The 21804-nt window shown below is 51.3% G+C and carries 16 protein-coding genes; 8 read left to right on the top strand and 8 right to left on the bottom strand.

The window, feature by feature from the left end; translation table 11 throughout:
- Positions 1-64 precede the first annotated feature (64 nt).
- Positions 65-1585, top strand: a complete 1521-nt coding sequence (locus DS731_RS21180; RefSeq protein ID WP_119503170.1) for a YifB family Mg chelatase-like AAA ATPase — start codon at positions 65-67, stop codon at positions 1583-1585.
- Here DS731_RS21180 and ilvY read toward each other — a convergent pair.
- On the bottom strand, positions 1567-2430 hold the full coding sequence (ilvY, locus tag DS731_RS21185) for an HTH-type transcriptional activator IlvY (RefSeq protein WP_119503564.1): 864 nt from the start codon (positions 2428-2430) through the stop codon (positions 1567-1569). The genes DS731_RS21180 and ilvY overlap by 19 nt on opposite strands.
- Before the next feature lie 155 nt (positions 2431-2585).
- On the opposite strand from ilvY, the gene ilvC reads away from it, so the two are divergent.
- The gene (gene ilvC, locus DS731_RS21190; RefSeq protein ID WP_119503171.1) at positions 2586-4067 is read left to right on the top strand and encodes a ketol-acid reductoisomerase; all 1482 of its coding nucleotides are present in this window, start codon (positions 2586-2588) and stop codon (positions 4065-4067) included.
- A 145-nt stretch (positions 4068-4212) separates the two neighbouring features.
- Here the strand turns inward: ilvC and DS731_RS21195 are convergent, their stop codons facing one another.
- Positions 4213-6177, bottom strand: a complete 1965-nt coding sequence (locus tag DS731_RS21195) for an alpha/beta hydrolase family protein (RefSeq protein WP_119503172.1) — start codon at positions 6175-6177, stop codon at positions 4213-4215.
- Between the two features lie 149 nt (positions 6178-6326).
- Positions 6327-7541: a multidrug effflux MFS transporter gene (locus tag DS731_RS21200; protein WP_119503173.1), complete on the bottom strand. Its 1215-nt coding sequence runs from the start codon at positions 7539-7541 to the stop codon at positions 6327-6329.
- A gap of 420 nt (positions 7542-7961) precedes the next feature.
- On the opposite strand from DS731_RS21200, the gene DS731_RS21205 reads away from it, so the two are divergent.
- The 3 genes from DS731_RS21205 to DS731_RS21215 are packed head-to-tail and all read left to right on the top strand — an operon-like array spanning position 7962 to position 14529.
- Entirely contained in the window at positions 7962-9770 is a 1809-nt protein-coding gene (locus DS731_RS21205; RefSeq protein WP_119503174.1) for an autotransporter assembly complex protein TamA, read from the top strand.
- A complete protein-coding gene (locus DS731_RS21210) occupies positions 9767-13510 on the top strand; it encodes a translocation/assembly module TamB domain-containing protein (protein ID WP_119503175.1) in 3744 nt (1247 codons plus the stop codon). Before DS731_RS21205 ends, DS731_RS21210 begins: the two co-directional genes overlap by 4 nt.
- Positions 13511-13512: 2 nt before the next feature.
- The gene (locus DS731_RS21215; RefSeq protein ID WP_119503176.1) at positions 13513-14529 is read left to right on the top strand and encodes an LLM class flavin-dependent oxidoreductase; all 1017 of its coding nucleotides are present in this window, start codon (positions 13513-13515) and stop codon (positions 14527-14529) included.
- An 8-nt stretch (positions 14530-14537) separates the two neighbouring features.
- On the opposite strand, the gene DS731_RS21220 is transcribed toward DS731_RS21215, so the two are convergent.
- Positions 14538-15119 (bottom strand): hypothetical protein, encoded by a 582-nt coding sequence (locus DS731_RS21220; protein WP_119503177.1) that lies wholly within the window; start codon positions 15117-15119, stop codon positions 14538-14540.
- Positions 15109-15609 carry an RNA polymerase sigma factor gene (locus DS731_RS21225; RefSeq protein ID WP_119503565.1) on the bottom strand — a complete coding sequence of 167 codons (501 nt, stop codon included), beginning with the start codon at positions 15607-15609 and terminating at the stop codon, positions 15109-15111. Before DS731_RS21225 ends, DS731_RS21220 begins: the two co-directional genes overlap by 11 nt.
- Positions 15610-15771: 162 nt before the next feature.
- Between DS731_RS21225 and DS731_RS21230 the strand changes: the two genes are divergently transcribed.
- Entirely contained in the window at positions 15772-16041 is a 270-nt protein-coding gene (locus DS731_RS21230; RefSeq protein WP_119503178.1) for a hypothetical protein, read from the top strand.
- A gap of 6 nt (positions 16042-16047) precedes the next feature.
- On the opposite strand, the gene DS731_RS21235 is transcribed toward DS731_RS21230, so the two are convergent.
- From DS731_RS21235 to proB, 3 genes are read right to left on the bottom strand one after another with little or no spacing between them, the layout of a single operon-like run.
- Complete coding sequence (locus DS731_RS21235) at positions 16048-16977, bottom strand: D-2-hydroxyacid dehydrogenase (protein ID WP_119503179.1); 930 nt, start codon at positions 16975-16977, stop codon at positions 16048-16050.
- Entirely contained in the window at positions 16978-17409 is a 432-nt protein-coding gene (locus tag DS731_RS21240; protein WP_119503180.1) for an acyl-CoA thioesterase, read from the bottom strand.
- A gap of 51 nt (positions 17410-17460) precedes the next feature.
- A complete protein-coding gene (proB, locus tag DS731_RS21245) occupies positions 17461-18561 on the bottom strand; it encodes a glutamate 5-kinase (protein WP_119503566.1) in 1101 nt (366 codons plus the stop codon).
- 245 nt (positions 18562-18806) lie between these two features.
- Between proB and DS731_RS21250 the strand changes: the two genes are divergently transcribed.
- The gene (locus tag DS731_RS21250; protein ID WP_119503181.1) at positions 18807-21266 is read left to right on the top strand and encodes a M1 family metallopeptidase; all 2460 of its coding nucleotides are present in this window, start codon (positions 18807-18809) and stop codon (positions 21264-21266) included.
- Positions 21267-21276: 10 nt separating this feature from the next.
- Positions 21277-21789, top strand: a complete 513-nt coding sequence (locus tag DS731_RS21255; protein WP_119503567.1) for a DUF6702 family protein — start codon at positions 21277-21279, stop codon at positions 21787-21789.
- Positions 21790-21804: the final 15 nt, after the last annotated feature.

A 21804-nucleotide genomic window follows, 5' to 3' on the forward strand; every position in this document is an offset into this window, starting at 1 on the left:
GTTCAGTTATTCCCGATCCGCCACCTCTGTAAACTGCATAGCAAAAGAACACAGGAGTGCGGACATGGGAATGGCAGTGGTAAAAACCCGCGCCGGTACGGGAATCGATGCCCCGCTGGTAAGGGTGGAAGTGCATCTGGCAAACGGATTACCGGCATTTCAACTGGTGGGTATGGCAGAAACTTCAGTGAAGGAGGCCAGAGACAGGGTTCGCAGTGCGCTTATAAACAGCGGCTTTGAGTTTCCGGCCAGACGGATCACGGTAAACCTGTCTCCGGCAAGTATTCCCAAGCAGGGCGGCCGTTACGATCTTGCCATCGCGGTAGGTATTTTAATGGCACATGGTCAGCTTAACGACAGCACCTGTGACGGAATGGAATTTACCGGTGAGTTATCGCTAACCGGCGAGCTGATGGCTGTCAGTGGCATTATTCCGGCTGTTATAGCCTGCAGATCCGCAGGCCGCACAATGTTTCATCCCGCTGCGAACAAAGATGAAGCCGCACTGGTTGATGGTGCAAAGCGCTTTGCTGCAGATTCTTTAATTTCCGTTTTTCTGCACCTGGCAGGGCTTGAGCCCCTTGCCGCTGATGAAAACCATCCGGTAAAGCCTGTTCATGGCTCCGCGCAGCCCGTGTGGGAAGGTATTCATGGCCAGCATCAGGCAAAACGGGCACTTATGATTGCAGCGGCCGGCGCGCATAATCTGATTTTCACGGGGCCGCCGGGCACCGGCAAAAGTTTACTTGCCAGCCGGCTGCTCCGCTTACTGCCGCCATTATCAGCGGATGAGGCTCTGGATGTGGCGGCGTTGTATTCAGTCAAACATACCGTTACCCGTGACATCATTGCCGGTTGCCGTCCTTTCCGCTCTCCACATCATACCAGCTCAGCCGTTGCGCTTACCGGTGGCGGTGCATCACCGGCTCCCGGGGAAGTGTCACTGGCACACCACGGCGTATTATTTTTAGATGAACTGCCGGAGTTCGGCAGGCGGGCGCTGGATGTACTCCGCGAACCCCTTGAAACCGGTGAAGTGCATATTTCAAGAGCATCCGGGCAGGCCACCTTCCCGGCACGTTTCCAGTTGATAGCCGCAATGAACCCCAGTCCTACCGGCGATGCAGATGACGGCCGAACGCCACCGGACCAGATATTGAGATACCTGAGCCGCATATCCGGTCCGCTGCTTGACCGTATCGACATACAGGTGGAAGTGCCCCGCTTACCGGACTATCAGTTGACTTTGACCCCGGAAAACCATGAACCGGATGACATCCGCCAGCCACAACAAAAGGTGCAGCAGGCACAGGCCGTTCAGTATGAACGTCAGGGCGGGTTGAATGCCATGTTGCCGGTTAGCAGGCTGGCAGACGTCTGCGCCTTGTCAGAAGAAGATTCGCGGTTTATTCAGATGGCGGCAGAGAAATTGTCACTCTCTATGCGGGCATTTCATCGTGCTTTGAAGGTGGCCAGAACCATTGCCGATCTTGAAGGGCAGGATACGGTTCAGCGCAATCACCTGTCAGAGGCACTGGGCTACCGTGCGCTGGATAATCTGCTCCGTCAGCTTAGCGGGATCTGAAATAAAGCGTCAACCAGGGGCTCGTTACGGCGGGAAGACAAACAGCTGATCCCCAGCTCATAAGCTTCAATATCGCCAACCTGTATTTTGCTGACACTGCCTGCCATAGAAGAATGATCCAGCACAACCTGAGGTACAAACCCCACACCGCACTCCAGTGCCACCATGCTCACAATGGCCTCATTTCCTCCCACAGAAGCATACACGTTAGGTCTTATCCCGTGTTCCGCAAACCAGTGATAAGCAATCCGTCGCGTGGGGCCGTGTTCCGGCATGATCACCTGATGCCGCCGCCAGTCAATCTGAGCCAGTTCAGTAAGCCGCCAGTCACGGGGAGCAATCAGCACCAGCGGCACTTTATCCAGTGGAGTAAAAGTCATATCGGTGGGGAAGTCCGGAGCATGAATAGCGATCGCCACGTCGCATTCCTTGTGCTTTACCTTTTCGTTAGCCAGCGCCGGATCACCGGTCACCAGCCTGATATCCACACCGGGATAGCGGGAACGAAACTGCCTGAGCAGGGCCGGCAGATGGCTCTGGCTGGCCGTTACCGAGCAAAATACACTGAGCTCCCCCTGTAATGCTTCACTGTCATCGTGCAGTTCACGTTGCAAAGATTGCCAGTCTTTCAACACTTCCGTAGAGAACGCCAGCAGCTTATGGCCGGCATGGGTCAGGACCACAGAACGGTTATTCCGCTTCAGCAACACTGCACCGCACTCTTCTTCAAGCCTCTGAATACAACGACTTAGCGTGGATGGTGACACATACATCGCCTCGGCGGTGTCACCGAAATGTAAACTGGATGCGAGATGATTGAAAAGTTGAAGTGAACGGAAATCCATAAATATTGCAAAAAATGAAATACTGTTTTGCGAATATATCATTTTCCAAAACAAAAGTGATCAAGTAATCTTCGCAGCAAGTCGTCATCGACGAGGTCATCGACTGGCTTTGAGCCCGTTGATAATGACTAGATTAATGATGTTCGGAATTTTATATGGCTAATTATTTTAATACTCTGTCTCTACGTCAGCAACTCGACCAGCTTGGTCGCTGTCGTTTCATGGAGCGCAGCGAATTCACAGACGGTTGTGAGTTCTTGAAAGGCAAGAAAGTTGTTATCGTCGGCTGTGGTGCTCAGGGCCTGAACCAGGGTCTGAACATGAGAGATTCAGGGTTGGATGTTGCTTACGCATTGCGTCAGGCAGCAATCGACGAAAAACGTGATTCTTTCCAGCGTGCAAGCAGCAACGGATTTAAAGTTGGTACCTATCAGGAACTGATCCCTGAAGCCGATCTGGTATACAACCTGACGCCTGATAAGCAGCACGCAAGCGTTGTTGAAGCGGTAATGCCGCTGATGAAAGAAGGTTCTGCATTAGGCTATTCTCACGGTTTTAATATCGTTGAAGAAGGTCAGCAAATCCGTAAAGACATCACGGTAGTGATGTGTGCACCTAAGTGTCCGGGTACTGAAGTACGTGAAGAATATAAGCGTGGTTTCGGTGTACCTACACTGATTGCGGTTCACCCTGAGAACGATCCGAAAGGTGAAGGCTGGGATATCGCAAAAGCACTGGCAAGCGCTACTGGCGGTGACCGTGCAGGTGTTCTGGAATCTTCTTTTGTTGCAGAAGTTAAATCAGACCTGATGGGCGAGCAAACCATTTTATGTGGTATGCAACAAGCCGCCGCTATCCTGGCATTTGAAAAAATGACTGCTGATGGCATCGACGCCGGCTATGCCGCTGCGTTAATTCAGTATGGTCTGGAAACCATCACCGAAGCCCTGAAAATCGGTGGTGTAACAAACATGATGGACAGACTGTCAAACCCTGCGAAAATCAAAGCGTTTGATTTGTCTGAACAACTGACCGATCTGTTACGTCCACTGTTTGAAAAACATCAGGACGACATCATCAGCGGCGAGTTTTCCCGCACTATGATGGAAGATTGGGCAAACGGTGATGCCAACCTGCTTAAATGGCGTGAAGAAACTGGTCAGTCTGGTTTTGAAAATGCACCTAAGTATGATGGTAAAATCACTGAGCAAGAATTTTTTGACCACGGCATCCTGTTAGTTGCCATGATCAAGTGCGGTGTAGAAGTTGCCTTCGACGTAATGGTTGAAGCAGGTATCTTACCTGAGTCTGCCTACTACGAATCACTGCATGAAACACCATTGATTTCAAACACTATCGCACGTAAGCGTCTGTATGAAATGAACGTGGTAATTTCCGATACTGCTGAGTACGGTAACTACCTGTTCGCAAATGCTGCAGTACCGCTGATGCGCGAGAAGTTTATGCCGTCTATCGATACCAGTGTTATCGGCAAAGGTTTAAATGTCAGCTCTAATCAAGTTGATAACCGCCGCCTGGTAGAAGTAAATGATGCCATCCGTAATACCGGTGTAGAAGCTATCGGTAAAGAATTACGCGGCTACATGACGGACATGAAAGCCATCATTGGTGTGTAACGATTTCTGTCGTTAGGTGCTTAACCAAGCCCTCTTGCCCGACCATTTTGGTCGGGCTTTTTTATGCCTGAAATTCCATATCTGCACACAAAAACACCGGCAGAACGCCGGCGCTTGAATTGAGTAAGCCATACCGCTGCGCTGTTTATTTACCGGGCCCTGCAATATCGATTTCCGGTAACGGCTCTGCAGTGTCAAAGCCCAGCACCTGAGAATAGAAATACAGTTCAGCATTCAGGGCTGTCACAATATTCTCAGACTTTCTGAAACCATGCCCTTCACCTTCGAACGACACGTAAGCTGTCGGAATACCTTTGTCTTTCAGTGCTTCGAAAATCATCTCTGACTGATTTGGAGGTACCACTTTGTCTTCCAGACCCTGTAGCAGCAGTAGCGGTGCATTGAAGCCATCAAGATGATGGATGGGTGAGCGTTCAATGTACAGGTCCTTTCGTTCCGGATACGGTCCGATCACCTGGTCAAGATAGCGGGATTCAAACTTGTGAGTATCTCCCGCCAGCGCTTCAAGATCGCTGACGCCATAATGGCTCGCGCCCGCTTTGAACACGTCACTGAATGCCAGGGCCGCAAGCGTCGTGTAGCCACCGGCACTGCCACCGCGAATAATGAGCTTTCCGGCATCTGCCAGCCCCTGATCCGCCAGCCACTGCGCGCCGGCCACGGCATCTTCTACATCTGTTACACCCCATTCACCGTAAAGTGCATGACGATATTCACGCCCATAGCCCGTACTGCCGCGATAATTAAGGTCAAGAATACCGAAGCCCCGGCTGGTCCAGAAATACTTACTCACTGAATAGGTGGGTGACGCTTTTGATGTCGGCCCGCCGTGGATCATCACAATAAGTGGCGGCGCACTGCCTTCAGGTGCTGTCACGTCCGGATTCGCCGGCGGGAAATACGTGCCGTATGCTTTCGCGTTTTCACCCACCGGGAAACTCACTTCCTGAATGGTTGGCACCCACGCAGGGGACAGCGCGGAATCACTGGAGGTTGTGATCACACTGACTTCAGGGGAGTCAGCGGTTAGATCAGATAAAGCAATCAGTTCACCCGGACGGGTTTGCGGATCCTGAATGACATACAATGCAGAGTCCGACTCAACAAAGTCTTCAATAGCCGCACTTTCCGGTGTCAGCACCCGCATTTCGCCGGTTTTTCTGTCTAACAGATAAAGCTGGCCGATGGCCCCCTGAACCACATTCGCCAGAATGGAACCATCCTGACGGATGCGGTAGTAATGCTTACCCACCTGCCAGGCCGGTCCGCCAGTCTCTGAATTCTCCGGCTGCGGGGACAACAGAGTAAATGCAGTGCCTGATACCTGATACAGTGACCACCAGTTATTGCGGTCGCTCAGCACGTACAGATTGCCTTCTTCATCCCACTGGGGATCGATAGCCGATTCCCCGGTATCCGGGTTATGTTCTGTCAGCCCTTCAAGTTTGCCGTCAGCGGCAAAGGTAGCCGACCAGAGCGTTGTGTTATCCCAGGGCATATCCGGATGATTCCACGCGATAAAGGCAACGGATTTGCCATCCGGAGACAGCCCGGGTGCAGACACAAAGCTGCTGCATGAAAAAAGCACGTCGCCTTCTGACATCCCTTCAACCGGAATGGCGACCAGCGTATTCTCCGGCTCACCGGACACGCGATGATCTTCGCGGATACAAATCAGCCGGTGACGGGGCGCATCAAGCTCAAAGGCACCAAAACGAACGTTTGCTGCCGGAGTGATAGCCACCGGCGCTTCGCCAATGACCATGCGGTAAACACGCTGATCATTAAAATGCGTAAACCAGACCACGCCGTTATTAATCAACATGGAACGGCCACCGTACTCATGTACCCGTGTTCTTGCATTCCACGGTGCAGGCAGCACCTCTTGTGGCTCACCTCCACTTTGTCCCTTTTTTCTGCGCATGATGGTACACCGGCCACCTTCTTCAGGCCGGGACTCAACCCAGTAAACAAAGTCACCATCGACGGCCAGAGAGGACAGACCGCGACTACCCTGCACAACCGCCTGAGCGGAGACAGGAGATGGCCAGCCGCCATATCCGGTGGTGTGAGAAGAAGGTGTATTCATGAAGCTTCCTGTCTGGTAACGGTTGTCAGTCCGGTTTGCCCCGGTGAACTGGGGCAAACCACCTCCGCACAAGATACCGCATCAGGAAGCGGGTTTGAATGCAGGGCTTACATTTACATATTCAAATGTGTACAGCCCTGCCGCCGGTTTCAGTGCACTGACTTTTCTGCAAATCTCACGCTCACAAAAGCGAGGGAGAAGAAGATCAGGAAGCCAAATCCGATAGGATATAAGGTGCCGTTTAAGAAACTGTCGATAGACAATGCGATAGGAACAGAGAATATACTCGACATGGATCCGATGATAGCTGCGCCAAGGCCGGCCATCTGTCCCAGAGGCTGCATTGCAAGGGCGTTCAGATTACCGAACAGGATACCCACAAAGAAGAATCCGCAGAACATAACCGGCAGAAGCAAGGTCAGAGGAGGTAATCCGCTGAATGCCGTGATAAGCGCCAGGAAAACGACAGAGAAACTCACAACGCCGTATAACGCAATACCCACCAGCTTTTTCATACCAAAGCGTACTACCATCGTGCCGTTAAAGAACGATGCCAGACCGATGGAGAACGCGAGGAATGCAAAGATAAACGGGAACATGGTACCTGTGTCGTAATATTCCTGAAAAATGGTCTGTGAAGCGCTCAGGTATCCCAGGAAAGCACCGAACATAAAACCCATAGCGACGGTATAACCCATCACGTTTCCGTGGGTCAGAATAAACTTCGAAGACTGGAAAAATTTAGACCAGGCGAAGCGGCCCCGCCGGTCAGCTGGCAGTGTCTCCGGCTGGCGGGACAAAAACCATGTGCCGGTGAACACAGAGACAATCAGAAACAGCGTAAAAATATGCGTCCAGTGGAAGAACGTCAGGACAGCCTGACCCACCATCGGCGCAATCATCGGCACCAGAATGAAAACCATCATGATAAATGACATCACTCTGGCCATTGCATCACCCACATACAAATCGCGGATGATCGCCATTGCAGCCACACGGGGGCCGGAAACACCGAATGCCTGTATTAAACGGCCGGCCAGCATGGTAGACATGTCGTCTGCCATCATACAGACCACTGTGCCTACAACGAAAATCGAGATGCCAAGTAAAATGGCTTCCCGCCGGCCACGGGTATCAGAATAAGGGCCAAAAAAGAGCTGACCAAAAGCCATGCCGCCGAAGAAAATAGACACAATCAGATGCGCATCATGGGGATCGTCTGCATGCAGCGCTTCGCCAATCTGGATCAGAGCAGGCAACATCGCGTCGATGCTCAGGGCAACCAATGAAGTCATTAACGCCATCAGAGCAACAAACTCGACAAGGCCCAGCGTTGGCTTAATTGGGGAAGGGTTTTCTGACATGTGTGTTGTCTACTCTAGTCGACATAAAATAAAGGGCGCATAGTATAGCCTGAATTTGCCGGAAATTGCGTCAGTCTTTACCGCCGGAATGTAGAAAATTTACACCTTTTAAAGCATAACCGGTTTGATAAAACGCATACCCCGGCAAAATAGCGCCTTTTGAACTTTGCAGTCCGGGATATACTCTAACGCCTGTGATAATGGAGCTTTAGTTTCAACGGCAATTTTACGCAGTTTATAGCGTCTGAAAGATGATCGTTTTGCATCGTTTCTACGAATACCATTATCATTGTACGACCGTTTTTTTAGGGTAGGCATCCATCAATACTGTTTTCCGGCTTTTGCAAGAGAGCCTTTCTATCACGGGGCTTTAATGCACACTTTCCATCTGCACCACAGGAAAAGGAAATTCGCCCGGTTATGATTCACCGTTTTACTGTTAACGCCTGGCAGCGTTTTGTGCTGTCCTGCGCCCTTGTGTTACCTGCATTTTGCACCTTCGCCATCGATGTGGATATTGAAGGCGTAGAAGACGGGAAACTGGAAGATAATATCCGTTTACACCTTAACAGTCTGGATATCAGCAAAGATGTGTTGTCAGACCCGTTCTGGCAGGATGAGCTGGGTGCGACAGTGTCAACAGCGGTTGAGCCTTTCGGCTATTACAACAGCACGACGACCGTAGAAGTATCCGGCGATGATGTGATCCTTCATGTGAATCTGGACACGCCGCTGACAGTGACCAATGTTACCCGTGAGATCATCGGTACCGGCCGTGAAGATAAAGATTTCCGTGACCGCTTTAATGCCTTTTCGCTGAAAAAAGGCGATGTACTGAATCAGCCGGTATACGAAAACTTTAAATCGTCCATGTTTAATTACGCGTTGTCCCACGGTTATTTTGACTTTAACTGGCAGGCAACGCGGCTCGACCTGGTCAGGGAAGAAAGAGCAGCCAATATTCTGCTTATCGCACAGAGCGGCCCCCGCTATAAGTTCGGTGAAGTAAAGCTGATTGGCGATCAGAAGTCTGAAGCCATCCTCAACCGGTTAAAGCCCTTTGAATCCGGCGAGTATTACTCGTCGGCGAAACTGACCGAATTTAACCGCCGTCTGAATCAGTCGGGTTACTTCTCACGAGTTATTGCCCGTCCGGTGGTCAGCGAAGCGGTGGATCTGACTGTGCCCGTTGAGATTACACTGGTACACAAGCCCCGGGATACCTTTAACGTGGGCCTGGGTGCGGCTACAGATACAGGTGCCCGGTTGCGGTTAAAATGGGAACGGCCATGGATCAACACACGGGGACACTCGGTTACCTCTGAACTGTTTTTATCTTCTCCGGAGCAGTCGTTTACGGTGGACTACCGTATTCCAATGCAAGATATCACCAATGACTACCTTAGTATTGAAGGCGGTTACCAGTTTATTGACTACAGCAATACCAATACCGAGGCTGAAACCCTTACCGTTGCCGCGCACCGTTACTGGCAGGAAGCCAATTCCCCCTGGCAGCAGGACGGCTCGCTGACTTATCTGCGGGAAAATTACACCCAGGGTACGAGTGTGGAACAGACAACCCAGTTGGTAATGCCGGGGTACGCCATACGTTATCTGGATCGTAACGACCCGCTGAATATCACCAGAGGCACCTACCTCCAGGCGTTTTTCCAGTTTGGCCGTGACAACGCCGGTTCTGACATCAATATCACTAAGACCGTTTTGGAAGGCGGCATGATCCGTACACTCAATAAACACTGGCTGATGCTGAGAGCAGAAGGCGGTGCCATTGAGACCAATGACTTTTACCGTGTACCTGCATCACTGCGGTTTTTCGCCGGTGGTGATCAGAGTATCCGGGGCTTCGCTTACCGCGATATCTCACCGAAAAAGAATGTTTATATTGACCCGGAAACTGGTGAAGAGATTGTTGACGTCATTATCGACCCGGAAACCGGAGAGGAACTTACCGACGTGTCGGTGGGCGGCCGCTACCTGGTGACGGCCAGTGTTGAATACGCCTACCGTATAGCCGAAAACTGGCGTGCTGCGGTCTTCACTGACGCCGGTACGGCAACCAACGACTTTGACGAAGGCCTGGCTTATGGCTTTGGTGTGGGTTTTCACTGGTTATCGCCTATTGGACCTGTGCGGGTTTATGGTGCCAGAGGTCTGTCTGAATTCGAAAACAGCTGGCGGCTTCACTTTATTCTGGGGCCGGAACTATGAGCAGACGGAAGTTCACTTTCTGGTTTTTTACCACTCTGCTGCTGATTGTACTGGTTGCAGGCCTTATCATCAGTCCGTTAGGTACGCCTGTGATCCGCTATATTGCGAACAAGGCTGTCGATGGATTACATATCGAAAATATCAACGGAACGGTACTCAGTGACTTCTCTGTAGAAGGCGTAAGCTGGCAGAACGAACAGTGTTCGGTAAACGTTAAGCGGGCTGAAATCAATGTGGTTTTAGGCTGTCTCATCACATCCAAAGTGTGTATCGACTATCTGAACGTTGATGGCACCCGTGTTGAGCAACTCTCCGAAGCACCCGCTGAGGATGAGCCGGAACCGGAAAGTACAGAACCGGTTGAAATTCCGGTTCCGGTGAAAATCAATACATTAGGTATTACGGATGTGTCGGTTAAGTTGCTGGCAGGTCACATCACTCTGCAGTCTTTGTCACTGGAAGGTCAGGCCTTTAAAGAGGTGACGCTGTCACCGGTAAATATTGAAGGACTTATTGTCGCACTGCCAGAAAGTACAGAGAAAGCAGCGGATAATGCCGGTGATGACAAACCGGTGAGTTATGCACTGAGCTATAAAGCGCCGGAACTACCTGAAATAGTCATCCCCATCCCGGTCACCGTGGAAAATTTCACCCTGCGTAATACAAAGTTAAAGCAGGGCGACGTGGTGACGCAGGAAATGGCGCTGCTGAGTTTCAGTACCCTGACACTGGAATCGAGCGATATCGCACTGGATAAGCTCCACGTGGAACATACGCTGGCCAAACTCGATGCGGATGCAAAGGTGACCTTGTCCGGTGATTATCCTCTGTCTTTAGCAGCCAGTGCTGATGTTAATGCCGCCGGTGTGGAGGAGCAGGTCAACGTGTCTGCCGACGGCTCCCTGAAAGCTTTAGCACTGGATGTTGATGCCAGCGGAACATATTCAGCCAGCGTGACCGGTAACGCCAGCATTCTGGATGATACACTGCCACTCGAACTCTCCGTAAGCTGGCCGGAGCAACCTGTACCTGACGTCAAGGACACCAGACTGTGGGAAGGTGCGCTGGATCTCACAGGTACCATGGGCAACTACCATTTTACCGCCAAAACCGGTGCAACCTTGCCGGATATCGGCGATATTCCCGTTAATGCAGACGTGGTACTTAACAGCAACAACATCACGGTGAATGCCCTGACAGTGGATATTCTCGAAGGGAAAATTACCAATACCGGCACATTATTTTTAAATGAATCTGTCAGCTGGTCGGGAAAAACCAGACTGAACGGTATTTCAGCGCGCAGCTTGTCGCCCTATGCACCATCGCAAATTGAAGGCGGACTAACCAGTCTGATGCAGCTCACCGACAAGGGCGTTGAAGTCAGCGTTACCGATCTTGCAGTAGACGGCATCAGGGACGGTAGTGAGCTGAACGTAACAGGATCACTGGTGTACTCTCAGGCCAGCGACTTAATTGTTACCAATCTGGGTGTTGTGCAGGAAAAAAACCGGGTTCACGTTGCCGCGCAAGTATTTAACCAGCGTTATATTAATGCAGATATCGACCTGGACGTAGACGCCACTGAGCAGCTTTATCCTGATGTATCCGGTCAGATAAAAGGTCGTATCAAAGCCAAAGGTGAATGGAGCGATCCGGTGGCGGAAGGTGACATCACACTCACCGGCGTAAAAGTATCGCCGGTACTGAGCGCGCTGGCCGCTGAACAGGGAGAAATGAACGGTAATCTGGGGATCAGCGGCTCGTTATCAGCACACAATTTTAATGTGGATCTCACCCTGCCTGATCATCACCTGAAACTGGAAATGGACGGCGCGTGGAAAGATGAACGCTACACCGCCGACATCACAAACAGCCAGCTGGGATTGCTGACAACACGGTGGCAGTTAAATCAGCCTTTCCGGGTTGCAGTGCGGCCAGAACCTTTCAGCATGAAAATATCTGAGAATTGTTGGGAGTCCCGTGAGAACGGTGAGCTTTGCATCGAAGATGTGCTGTTTAAAGATGAACGGACAAAATGGATTGTCAAAGCGAACGGTCTGCCACTCGGGTTGTGGGCCCATGAGCTGCTGCCCGACACATTTACAGCCAGTTCTGATGCGAAGCTGTCGGTAAATACAACCGGTGAATTTGGTAAGAATGCGCCAATGACAGCGAATTTTGATCTGGCAGTCACTCCGTCTGTCTGGACAATGGGGCCTGAACAGCAACTGAAGCTGAACCTTGATGAAGTCTCCGCCAAAGGCCGGTATGAAGACGATTTGCTTACCTCCACACTGAACATTCTCAGCGAACAGCTGGGGGCGGTAAACGCCGACATGAAAGTCAGACCTGTTGAAGAAAACATTCCGCTGGAAGGAACGGTGAATATCGACAATATCCGCATCGCACCGTTCAAACCCATGTCAAAAGCGATACGGGAACTGGAAGGCGCACTGAACGGCCAGCTGGCAATTAAAGGCACGGCAAGCTCACCGTCGCTCACAGGCAGCGTGAAGCTGACAAACGGCAATGTGGATATTGAAGATATGCCGGTGAAAATAGGCGACTGGGAACAGACTATCGAATTCGTTAACCGCAGTGCCACCTTTAACGGCGCGTTTTTGCTCGGTGAAGGAAAAGGAACGTTGTCCGGCGATGTCAGCTGGGAAGATGAGCTTACCGCTAATGTGAACCTTAAAGGCAAACGCTTCCAGATTAACCAGCGTGATATCCGCATGCAGGTGTCGCCTGACATTACAGCCAGCATCAAACCCGGCAACGTAAAAGTGACCGGCAATGTGAACCTGCCATGGGCCAGAGTAAAAATTGAAGAACTGCCTGCCAGTGCGGTTTCGCCATCCAAAGACGTGCATTTACGGGGCGAACCGCCGGTTGAAGACCCGCTGGATATTATTGATGCCACTGTCATGGTAAATATCGACAAAGACAAAACCGGCGAAGTAAAGCTGGATGCTTTCGGGCTGACAGCTAACCTTTACGGCGGCATTGAAGTCAGAACCCATCCTGCACTGGTGGGATACGGCGATTTGCAGATCCTTGACGGACGCTACCAGGCCTATGGTCAGGACTTGATTATCCAGACCGGTGAAGTGCAGTTTAACGGCCCGTTGGATCAACCCATGCTGCTGGTCGAAGCTATCCGCGACCCGGACAAAACAGAAGATGGTGTGGTTGCAGGGATCCGCATTGACGGCGCGGCTGACAGCCCGAATATAAACTTATTCTCTGAGCCGGCAATGAACCAGAGTAACAGTCTGTCATACCTGTTAACCGGATCCGGCCCGGGGTCATCCAGTTCTTCTTCGCCAGACTACAACGCCTTGCTGCTGGGCTTCGGTTTATCCAATACGGAGAAGCTGCAAGGCAAAGTGGGCAGTGCGCTGGGGATTGAAGATTTCAGCGTCGGCACCACATCAAGTGCAGGGGGCGGCGCAACGAAGTTATCGTTGAATGGCCGCATAAACGATCGTCTTACTGTGCAATACAATGTTGACGTGGGCCTGAGCGGAGACAACAGCAGTACGCAAACACTAAGACGACGTCAGGAGCCACCCGACCTGGCACTGCGTTATCGTCTGTTACCCAAGCTGTTTGTAGAAGGTGTGCAGACAACCATTGAAGAACAAACGGAATTTGCTATCGATTTTTATTATGAATTCTTTCTGGGCGGCCCGCAGGAAGCAGAGAAAAAAGCTGATGATGAGGCTGACGAGGAGTAATCATGCAATCTGTACCGTTTTCCATTCTAGACCTGGCGCACATCGGTGAAGGCCAGACCGCAGCCGATGCCTTTGAAAAAAGCAAAGCCATTGCGGCAGAAGCAGAAGCACAAGGCTACCAGCGCCTCTGGCTGGCAGAACACCACGGTATGCGGGGTGTAGCCAGTGCAGCAACAGCGGTATTACTGGCGGCTATCGGTAATGTCACCCGCCATATCCGTATCGGGTCCGGCGGCATTATGTTGCCCAATCACTCACCGCTGGTCATTGCCGAACAGTTCGGTACGCTGGCGACACTGTTTCCGGGCCGGATTGATTTAGGCCTTGGCCGTGCACCGGGTACAGATATGGCGACGGCCATGGCGCTTCGCAGAAATATGCACGCCAGCGTGGATGACTATCCCGCTGATGTGCAGGCTCTGCAGGCGTATTTGTCTGATGACAAAGGTGGCAGGGGCGTTATCGCTATGCCGGGCGCAGGCACCCGTGTACCACTTTGGCTACTGGGCTCCAGCCTTTACTCGGCAAAACTTGCCGGTCAGCTCGGTTTACCCTATTCATTTGCCTCCCATTTTGCACCGGAAATGTTGCAGGATGCCATAAGCGTTTACCGCGCCAGCTTCAGACCCTCTGAACAACTGGAGAAACCCTTTGTATCCGCCGGTGTGATGGCAGTAGTCGCTGATGATGAAGACGAGGCTGCCCGGCTGTTTACGTCGGTCCAGTTGCAATTTGCTAACCTGAGAAAACAGGCCAACAAACCCATGCCGGCTCCGGTTGATCATATTGAAGCCGTGTTGTCTGAATACGAAATCGCGGCCATCAATAACACCCTCCGCTTTGCCATTACCGGCACGCCGCAGCAGGCTGAGCGCCAGATAGCACAGTTTATTGAAGCTACCGGCGTAGATGAGATGATTTTCTCATTCCCGGTCACCGATACCGGAAAATGCTTACAGGCAATCCGTCATGTTGGCAGCCTGACGTCAGTGATGGCTAAGCAGAGCTGGGCAGCCTGAACAACGCCTCAGGACTGGTTTTTAATCAAAGCCAGTTCCTGAAGCTTGGCTCTGAAGCGGCGTTCACGGCGCTGTCCCCACAGGTAACAGTGCAAAGAAAACACTACCCCCAACCCCAGTGCCCCGTAAAACCGCATTGAAGAAAAGTCCGGTTGAGCTGCTTTTTCCCCGGTCATCAGTTCCCATCCCAGTATGCCGGCCAGATACAAAACAGCGACCCAGCAGGAATGCTTCGTTAACATGGCAATTTTCACATTATTGGCTATCTGACGATAAAGCACATCCACATACGCCTGAGTGTTCACGGCAGTGCTGAAAGCTGCATGCCGGCGCAGCCAGAGCAGGTATCCCACCAGCGGAATAGTGATGATAAGCAACCCCCAGATCACAGTACGGGAGAAAGACGACAGCTCATCTGCCATGATGTACAACATGAGTATGAGCGGTACCGGGCTTAACAGATCGATCAGAATGTACAGCCGCTGCTTGCGACGCTGACCGGTGAGTTCACGCCTTAGCTTGTCGATGTCTATGGTCTGCACGTCCTGCGTCTGCCACAGGGCTGCCAGTTCATCCGTATTATTCGTCATGATTTAACCTCCTCACCACTTCTTCTTTTGTGCGTTTCAGCAGCACACCGGCGTGGCTGGTTGTGATCCCGCAAACATCTGCAATTTCCCCGTAGGACAGCCCTTCAAGGGATAAAGTCAGCACCTGACGCCCCGGCAAAGGAAGGGTACGTACCACTGAGAGCAGCGCTTGTAATTGCTTGTCCTGTGCGGTGGCGTCTTCGGGATTTAGCAATGCAGATACGCCGTGTTCAGTGTTTTCATCCAGTTCATCAGTGCGGGGAAGCCGGGCATTAGAGGCAACATGCGTGACCGCACGGTTATGGGCTATCTTCAGAATGTAAGTTTTCAGGCTGCTTTTGTGTTCAAAACGCTGCAGTCCCTGCCACACAGCAACGGCAATCTCCTGCAACAATTCCTGACGCAGTGCTTCATTAGCCTCGTAACCGGCGGCGACACGGCTTAGTAATCCGTTATACTGTTTTAATATACTGGCGAAATCTGCAGCCAAAATGGATTCCCGTTCATACAAAAATTCCCTGTTTCCAATGCCATAGTCGCGGGACAAAGAAAAAAATTACAGTTATTTGTAATTTTTTTTATCCCGGCAGGACTACCTGATCAACACGCCGCCATTGCGGTTCGAAACAACCCTGATTACCCGGAGACAACCATGACCATTACCGCCGTGATAATTATCCTGAGTGTGCTGTCGGTTTCCCTGACCGTATGCTTTCTTGATGCCCGCTATAACCTGAAACTGGTCGCGTGGATGAACGGAGAGGTCACCAACCCGTTTATGCAGGCTTCGTTCAGTGAAAAAGTCTCAGCAAAAAAACGGGATGATACAGAAATGGCAGCCCTGAAAGCCCGTATCGCAGCCCTTGAAACCATCGTGACAGAGCCTGCCTACGAGTTAAACCAGAAACTCAACCGGCTGTAACTGTACTTACTTTGACAGGAAAGCAGACAACCGTTCAGCAGCAATATTCACCAGTCTTTGCCGCGCCTCTTTTGCCACCCAGGCAGAATGGGGAGTGATAAGCAGATTAGGCAGACCGGTATTTAACAGGGGATGATCTGCCGGGGGCGGCTCTGTCGACAGGCCATCAAGTCCGGCGCCGGCAATGTCCCCGTTTTTCAGCGCCTGTAACAACGCCGCTTCATCAATCAGCGCGCCTCTGGCGGTATTAATAAGAAAAGCCGACGGCTTCATTTTACTCAGGCGCTGCGCATTGATGAGATGATGGGAATCCTCTGTGAGCAAACAGTGCAGCGACACCACATCAGCATCAGGTAACAAACTGTCCAGTGACGGTCTGTCGTCATCCGGCTTACCCGGTCTGGCAGCAACCGTGACACGCATACCCATCGCTTTTGCCATTTCAGCAAAACGCTGACCAAGTTCGCCATAACCCACAATCACCAGATGTTTGCCCGCCAGCTCCATGGCCGGATGATCCAGCAAGCAAAAGTGCGACCCTGCAGACCACTTGCCGGCGTTTACATCGCGGGCGTAAGGAGCAAACGAGGTAGACAAATTTAACAGCAGCATCAGTGCATGCTGGGCAACGGCGTCAGTGCCGTAACCTTCCACATTAGCAACCTCGATGCCGTGCTGCGCGCACCAGTCTTTATCAATATTATTGGTACCGGTTGCCAGAACACCTATGTACTTACATTGCTTCGCATGACGCAACACTTCAGCATCCAACACCACTTTGTTTACCAGAATGATATCAGCATGGTGCACTCTCTCTTTGCGCTCATCCGCTGTTGTGGTGGCATACTGTGTCAATGACACAGGCAGGTCAGTCAGGCAGGAAATATCAAGCTCTTCCGGCTTCAGCGTATCAGCATCCAGCAACACGGCCTTCATTCAGAATTCCTCCCTGATGGATTCCAGTGCGTCTTTGATATCAGCAGGAACAGGCACGGCATGATCGGTCTGCCGTTCAACATAAACATGGACAAATTGTCCGTGTGCTACGCGGCGCTTAGCATCGCCGGCATACACAGACAGCCCGTAAGTCACTGAACTGCGACCAACTTTAACCACCCGCAGTCCGACAAAAATACTTTCAGGATAGGAAGCGGGAGAAATGTACTGACACTGGGAACTCACCACATAAGCGACGATATCCCGCGAGGCATCCGGACAACGCTCTTTGAGAAAACGGCTCACACCGGTATCAAAGAAGCTGTAAAACGCCACATTGTTGATATGGCCATTTTCATCGTTATCCTGTAACCGTGTGGTTAACTCTACATGCCACGGGTAGTCACTTAATCCCGGTGTAAAATCCGTCATCCGTTCACTCCTTCTGCTTCGCAGCTAAACCACCTGCGGGCTTATGTGCGTCTAGGGCAACAACACCAGGTCGTCGCGGTGGACAATCACCTCTCCATAGTCATAACCGAGAATATGGCGGATTTGATTGCTTTTCTGCCCTTTTATCTGGGCCAGATCTTTGGCGTCGTAAAGTGCCAGACCTTTCGCCAGCGCTTTCCCGTCGCAATGCAGCTCCACTGCATCTCCGGCAACAAATTTACCTGAAATGCCGGTGACACCGGAAGGCAGCAAAGAAGCACCCCGGTCTGTGATAGCCCGGCGGGCACCTGCATCAATGTCGATGACACCACGGGTTTTTAACGTATGGGTTAACCATAAAGATCGGGCGGTCTGACTGGACTGCCTTGCAGTAAATAATGTTCCCGGGCACTGGCCTTTGAGCAATGCATCAAAGACTTTGCCATCACGGCCGTTGACGATAAGCGTTTGAATACCGCTATGGGTACATTTATCCGCTGCCTCAATTTTCGTCCGCATTCCGCCGGTGCCCATGGACGTTCCCGCTCCGCCGGCTAGTGCATAGATGTCCGGAGTAATGGAATCAACAACAGGGATCAGAGTAGCCGAGGCATCTTTGCGGGGATCGGCGGTGTACAAACCGTCGATGTCCGAGCACATGATCAGGGTATCAGCCTGTGCCACCAGCGCAGTATATGCACCAAGATTGTCGTTATCGCCGACTTTAAGTTCGGCCACCGCCACGGTGTCATTTTCATTCACAATAGGCAGCGCTTCATGTTTAAGCAATTCGCGCAGGGTGTTTTTAATATTGACGTACCGGGTACGGTCACGAAGGTCATCCGCAGTCACCAGGATCTGGGCACAGGGACAGTCGAAAAAACGCTGCCAGTTCGCCATCATCTGCATCTGTCCGATCGCGGCCATGGCCTGTTTTTCGGCAATAGAAGCAGGATGGTTGATGGTTACCCGTCCCCGTCCGGCAGCAATACTGCCTGATGACACAACAATCACTTCTTTTCCTGCAGCATGGCTTTCGGTAATGAACCGCGCCAGGGGCAGTAAATACTTAGCACTGACATGTAAACCATCAGGTGCGATTAACGCGCTGCCGACCTTTACGACGGCACGCTGCCAGGTGAAATTACTCATGAAGATAACTGATAAACAAAGAGAGTTTGAGAATACTGCAAACCCATTCAGAAAAAAACGCATATCCGCGCTTTCCCAAAGAACAATTTGTCTCACCGCAGTTTATTCTGATCTGAAACCCGCTTCCGTATGCCTCAGTTTGCGGTGAGACCGGAGCTATCTACGGCTAAAAACTGGCATCTGCGGGGGAAAACTCATTAAAATAGACGTTTGGACTTTAGTGTCTTAAATAAGAAGGAAATTGAATGAGCACGCGACAAAAGCGACTGCTTTGGCTGGCTCCTGTACTGGGTTTACTGGTTCAGGCTCCGTTTGCCTCCGCAGCGATAAAACAAACAAAGGGCGACTTCGAAGATAAATTCAGACAACTCGACGAAGTACTTCCTACCCCTAACGTATACAGAAACGCCGCCGGTGAAGCTGGTCATCAGTACTGGCAGCAGCAAGTCGATTACGTCATTAATGCAAAACTCGACGAAGAAAAACGCCGCATTGATGCTTCTGAAAAGATTTCTTATCACAACAATTCACCTGACACGCTGAAGTATCTTTGGATCCAGCTTGATCAGAACAAGTTCCGTGATGATTCCATGTCAGCCCTCACCACTACCTTTGGCGGCATCGGTAACCGTGGTCCGGCGACTCAGTCAGCCAGCGGCGACAGCCCGGCTAAACTGAGTATGGGTGCACTGCGCCGTCAGCAATTCGTTGACGATCACGAACTGGGCTATCAAATTAAAGCCGTTGAAAGTGCCGGCAAAGCGCTGCATCACGTGATTGTAGGTACGCTGATGCGTGTAGACCTGGCAACACCGCTGAAGCCGGGTAAATCAGTCGATTTCACCATCGAATTCGGTTACAACATTGTTGAAGAAGACGCAGTCTCTGCCCGTTCCGGATATGAGCACTTCCCTGATGACGAGCGCGAAGGCGGCAACGACATCTTCCTGCTGGCACAGTGGTTCCCCCGTCTGGCGGCTTACACTGACTACGAAGCCTGGACGAATAAAGAATTTATCGGCCGCGGTGAATTTACCCTGGAATTCGGTAACTACGATGTGTCTATGACCGTACCGGCTGACCACATTGTTTCTTCTACCGGTGTGCTGCAGAACCCGAAAGACGTACTTACCAGCACTCAGCGTAAGCGTCTGGAAGAAGCGAAAACCGCTGATCGTCCGGTCTTTATCGTAACCGCCGAAGAAGCGCTGGAAAACGAGAAAGAAGGCACAGGCAAAACCAAAACCTGGCGTTTCAAAGCTGACAACGTGCGTGATTTTGCGTGGGCATCTTCACGTAAATTCATGTGGGATGCCAAAGGCGTAGAGCAGGACGGTCCGCAGAAACACGTTATGGCCATGTCTTTCTATCCGAAGGAAGGTGGCGATCTGTGGAAGAAATATTCTACAGAGTCAGTGGTGCATACGCTGGACGTATATAACCGTTTCACCTTCAGCTACCCGTACCCTACAGCCCAGTCTGTTAACGGTCCTGTTGGCGGTATGGAATATCCGATGATTTCCTTCAACGGCCCGCGTACTGAGTTACAGGACGATGGTTCACGTACTTACTCGCTGTCTGAAAAGCGCTTCCTCATCGGTGTGGTTATCCACGAAGTGGGTCACAACTACTTCCCGATGATCGTTAACTCTGACGAACGTCAGTGGACCTGGATGGATGAAGGCCTGAACAGCTTCCTGGACGGCGTTGCCGGCCGCGAGTGGGATCCGAACATTCCATGGGGTGTTGAACCCCGCGATGTTACCGGCTACATGAAGTCTTCATCTCAGGTACCCATCATGACCCAGTCTGACTCGGTACTGCACCTGGGTCCGAATGCTTACACCAAGCCGGCAGTTGCACTGAACATTCTGCGCGAAACCATTCTTGGTCGTGAGCTGTTTGATTTTGCCTTTAAAGAGTATGCACAGCGCTGGATGTTCAAGCGTCCTACGCCATCTGACTTCTTCCGGACAATGGAAGAAGCTTCCGGTGTCGATCTCGACTGGTTCTTCCGTGGCTGGTTCTATACCACCGATCACGTCGATATTTCACTGGACCGTGTGTACAAGCTGCGCCTGGACACGAAAGATCCTGACATCGACCTGGCCCGTCAGCGTGAAGCTGAAATGGAAAAGCCTCTGTCTCTGACCGACGAGCGCAACCGTGAAGAAGGCCGCAAGCTGTGGGTTGAGCGTTTCGACGACATCAAAGATTTCTACGATGACAACGATCAGTACACACCAACCAACAAAGACCGTAACAAGTACCGCGAATTCCTGAACAAACTGGAACCGTGGGAACGTGAAACCTTTGAGCGTGCTGTACGTGAAGACAAAAACTACTACGTCATGGACTTCAGTAACCTGGGCGGACTGGTTATGCCAATTCTGCTGGAAATGGAATTTGCAGACGGTACCAAACAGTCAATGCGTATTCCTGCTGAAATCTGGCGTCGTACACCGAATGCCGTCTCTAAGCTGGTCGTGACCGACAAAGATAAAGAGCTGGTAAGTGTTACTGTGGATCCCCGCTGGGAAACTGCTGACGTAGATGTGGAAAACAACTACTATCCGCGCCGCATTATTCCTTCACGTATTGAAGCGTATAAAGCGAAGAAGAGCGAAGCCCGTACCTCAATGGATCTGATGCAGGACAGCAAAGCTGAACTGAAAACAGATGACGGAGAGGGTGATGACAACTAAGTCTCACCGCATGATTCAGTGGAGCCTTGCGGCTCTGCTGTTGATGGTTTGTCAGGCAGTCTCTGCCCATCAGATTAAAGCGGCAATCACCACGGTTCTGTTCAATCCGAGAACAGAAAATATTGAGGTGATGCACCGGTTTAATCTGCATGATGCGGAACATGCTGTAAAAGCACTGTTCGATAAGCGTGCAGATATTCTGGATGACAAAACCACTCAGCAGGCTTTCACTGATTATGTGATGGCCCGCTTTGCATTACTGAATGCAGATGGCGAAAGTCTGGGGTTGAAAACTGTAGGTTATGAAGTGGATGGTAAGTTTTTCTGGGTTTATCAGGAAACCGAACAACCACCGTCGCTGGAAGGTCTCAGTATCCGTCACGATGCACTCAGAGACTTGTGGCCGGCACAAATTAACACTCTTAACGTGGAAGGACAGGGCGACGTAAAAACCCTGACATTCCGTGATAACGTGGAATTACTCAGTGTGGAGTTCGCTAACAGCTCTGCACGCCACCACTAAAGTCTTATATCTTCA

The organism is Alteromonas sp. RKMC-009 (assembly GCF_003584565.2).
GTDB lineage: Bacteria > Pseudomonadota > Gammaproteobacteria > Enterobacterales > Alteromonadaceae > Alteromonas.

What these genes read in the sequence shown, in the direction of transcription:
- DS731_RS21220 (WP_119503177.1), bottom strand. Translation starts at nt 15,119, where the DNA reads ATGACGAATAATACGGATGAACTGGCAGCCCTGTGGCAGACGCAGGAC.
- DS731_RS21215 (WP_119503176.1), top strand. Translation starts at nt 13,513, where the DNA reads ATGCAATCTGTACCGTTTTCCATTCTAGACCTGGCGCACATCGGTGAA.
- proB (WP_119503566.1), bottom strand. Translation starts at nt 18,561, where the DNA reads ATGAGTAATTTCACCTGGCAGCGTGCCGTCGTAAAGGTCGGCAGCGCG.
- DS731_RS21205 (WP_119503174.1), top strand. Translation starts at nt 7,962, where the DNA reads ATGATTCACCGTTTTACTGTTAACGCCTGGCAGCGTTTTGTGCTGTCC.
- DS731_RS21255 (WP_119503567.1), top strand. Translation starts at nt 21,277, where the DNA reads ATGATTCAGTGGAGCCTTGCGGCTCTGCTGTTGATGGTTTGTCAGGCA.
- DS731_RS21200 (WP_119503173.1), bottom strand. Translation starts at nt 7,541, where the DNA reads ATGTCAGAAAACCCTTCCCCAATTAAGCCAACGCTGGGCCTTGTCGAG.
- DS731_RS21250 (WP_119503181.1), top strand. Translation starts at nt 18,807, where the DNA reads ATGAGCACGCGACAAAAGCGACTGCTTTGGCTGGCTCCTGTACTGGGT.
- DS731_RS21240 (WP_119503180.1), bottom strand. Translation starts at nt 17,409, where the DNA reads ATGACGGATTTTACACCGGGATTAAGTGACTACCCGTGGCATGTAGAG.
- DS731_RS21195 (WP_119503172.1), bottom strand. Translation starts at nt 6,177, where the DNA reads ATGAATACACCTTCTTCTCACACCACCGGATATGGCGGCTGGCCATCT.
- ilvC (WP_119503171.1), top strand. Translation starts at nt 2,586, where the DNA reads ATGGCTAATTATTTTAATACTCTGTCTCTACGTCAGCAACTCGACCAG.
- DS731_RS21180 (WP_119503170.1), top strand. Translation starts at nt 65, where the DNA reads ATGGGAATGGCAGTGGTAAAAACCCGCGCCGGTACGGGAATCGATGCC.
- DS731_RS21235 (WP_119503179.1), bottom strand. Translation starts at nt 16,977, where the DNA reads ATGAAGGCCGTGTTGCTGGATGCTGATACGCTGAAGCCGGAAGAGCTT.
- DS731_RS21210 (WP_119503175.1), top strand. Translation starts at nt 9,767, where the DNA reads ATGAGCAGACGGAAGTTCACTTTCTGGTTTTTTACCACTCTGCTGCTG.
- DS731_RS21230 (WP_119503178.1), top strand. Translation starts at nt 15,772, where the DNA reads ATGACCATTACCGCCGTGATAATTATCCTGAGTGTGCTGTCGGTTTCC.
- ilvY (WP_119503564.1), bottom strand. Translation starts at nt 2,430, where the DNA reads ATGGATTTCCGTTCACTTCAACTTTTCAATCATCTCGCATCCAGTTTA.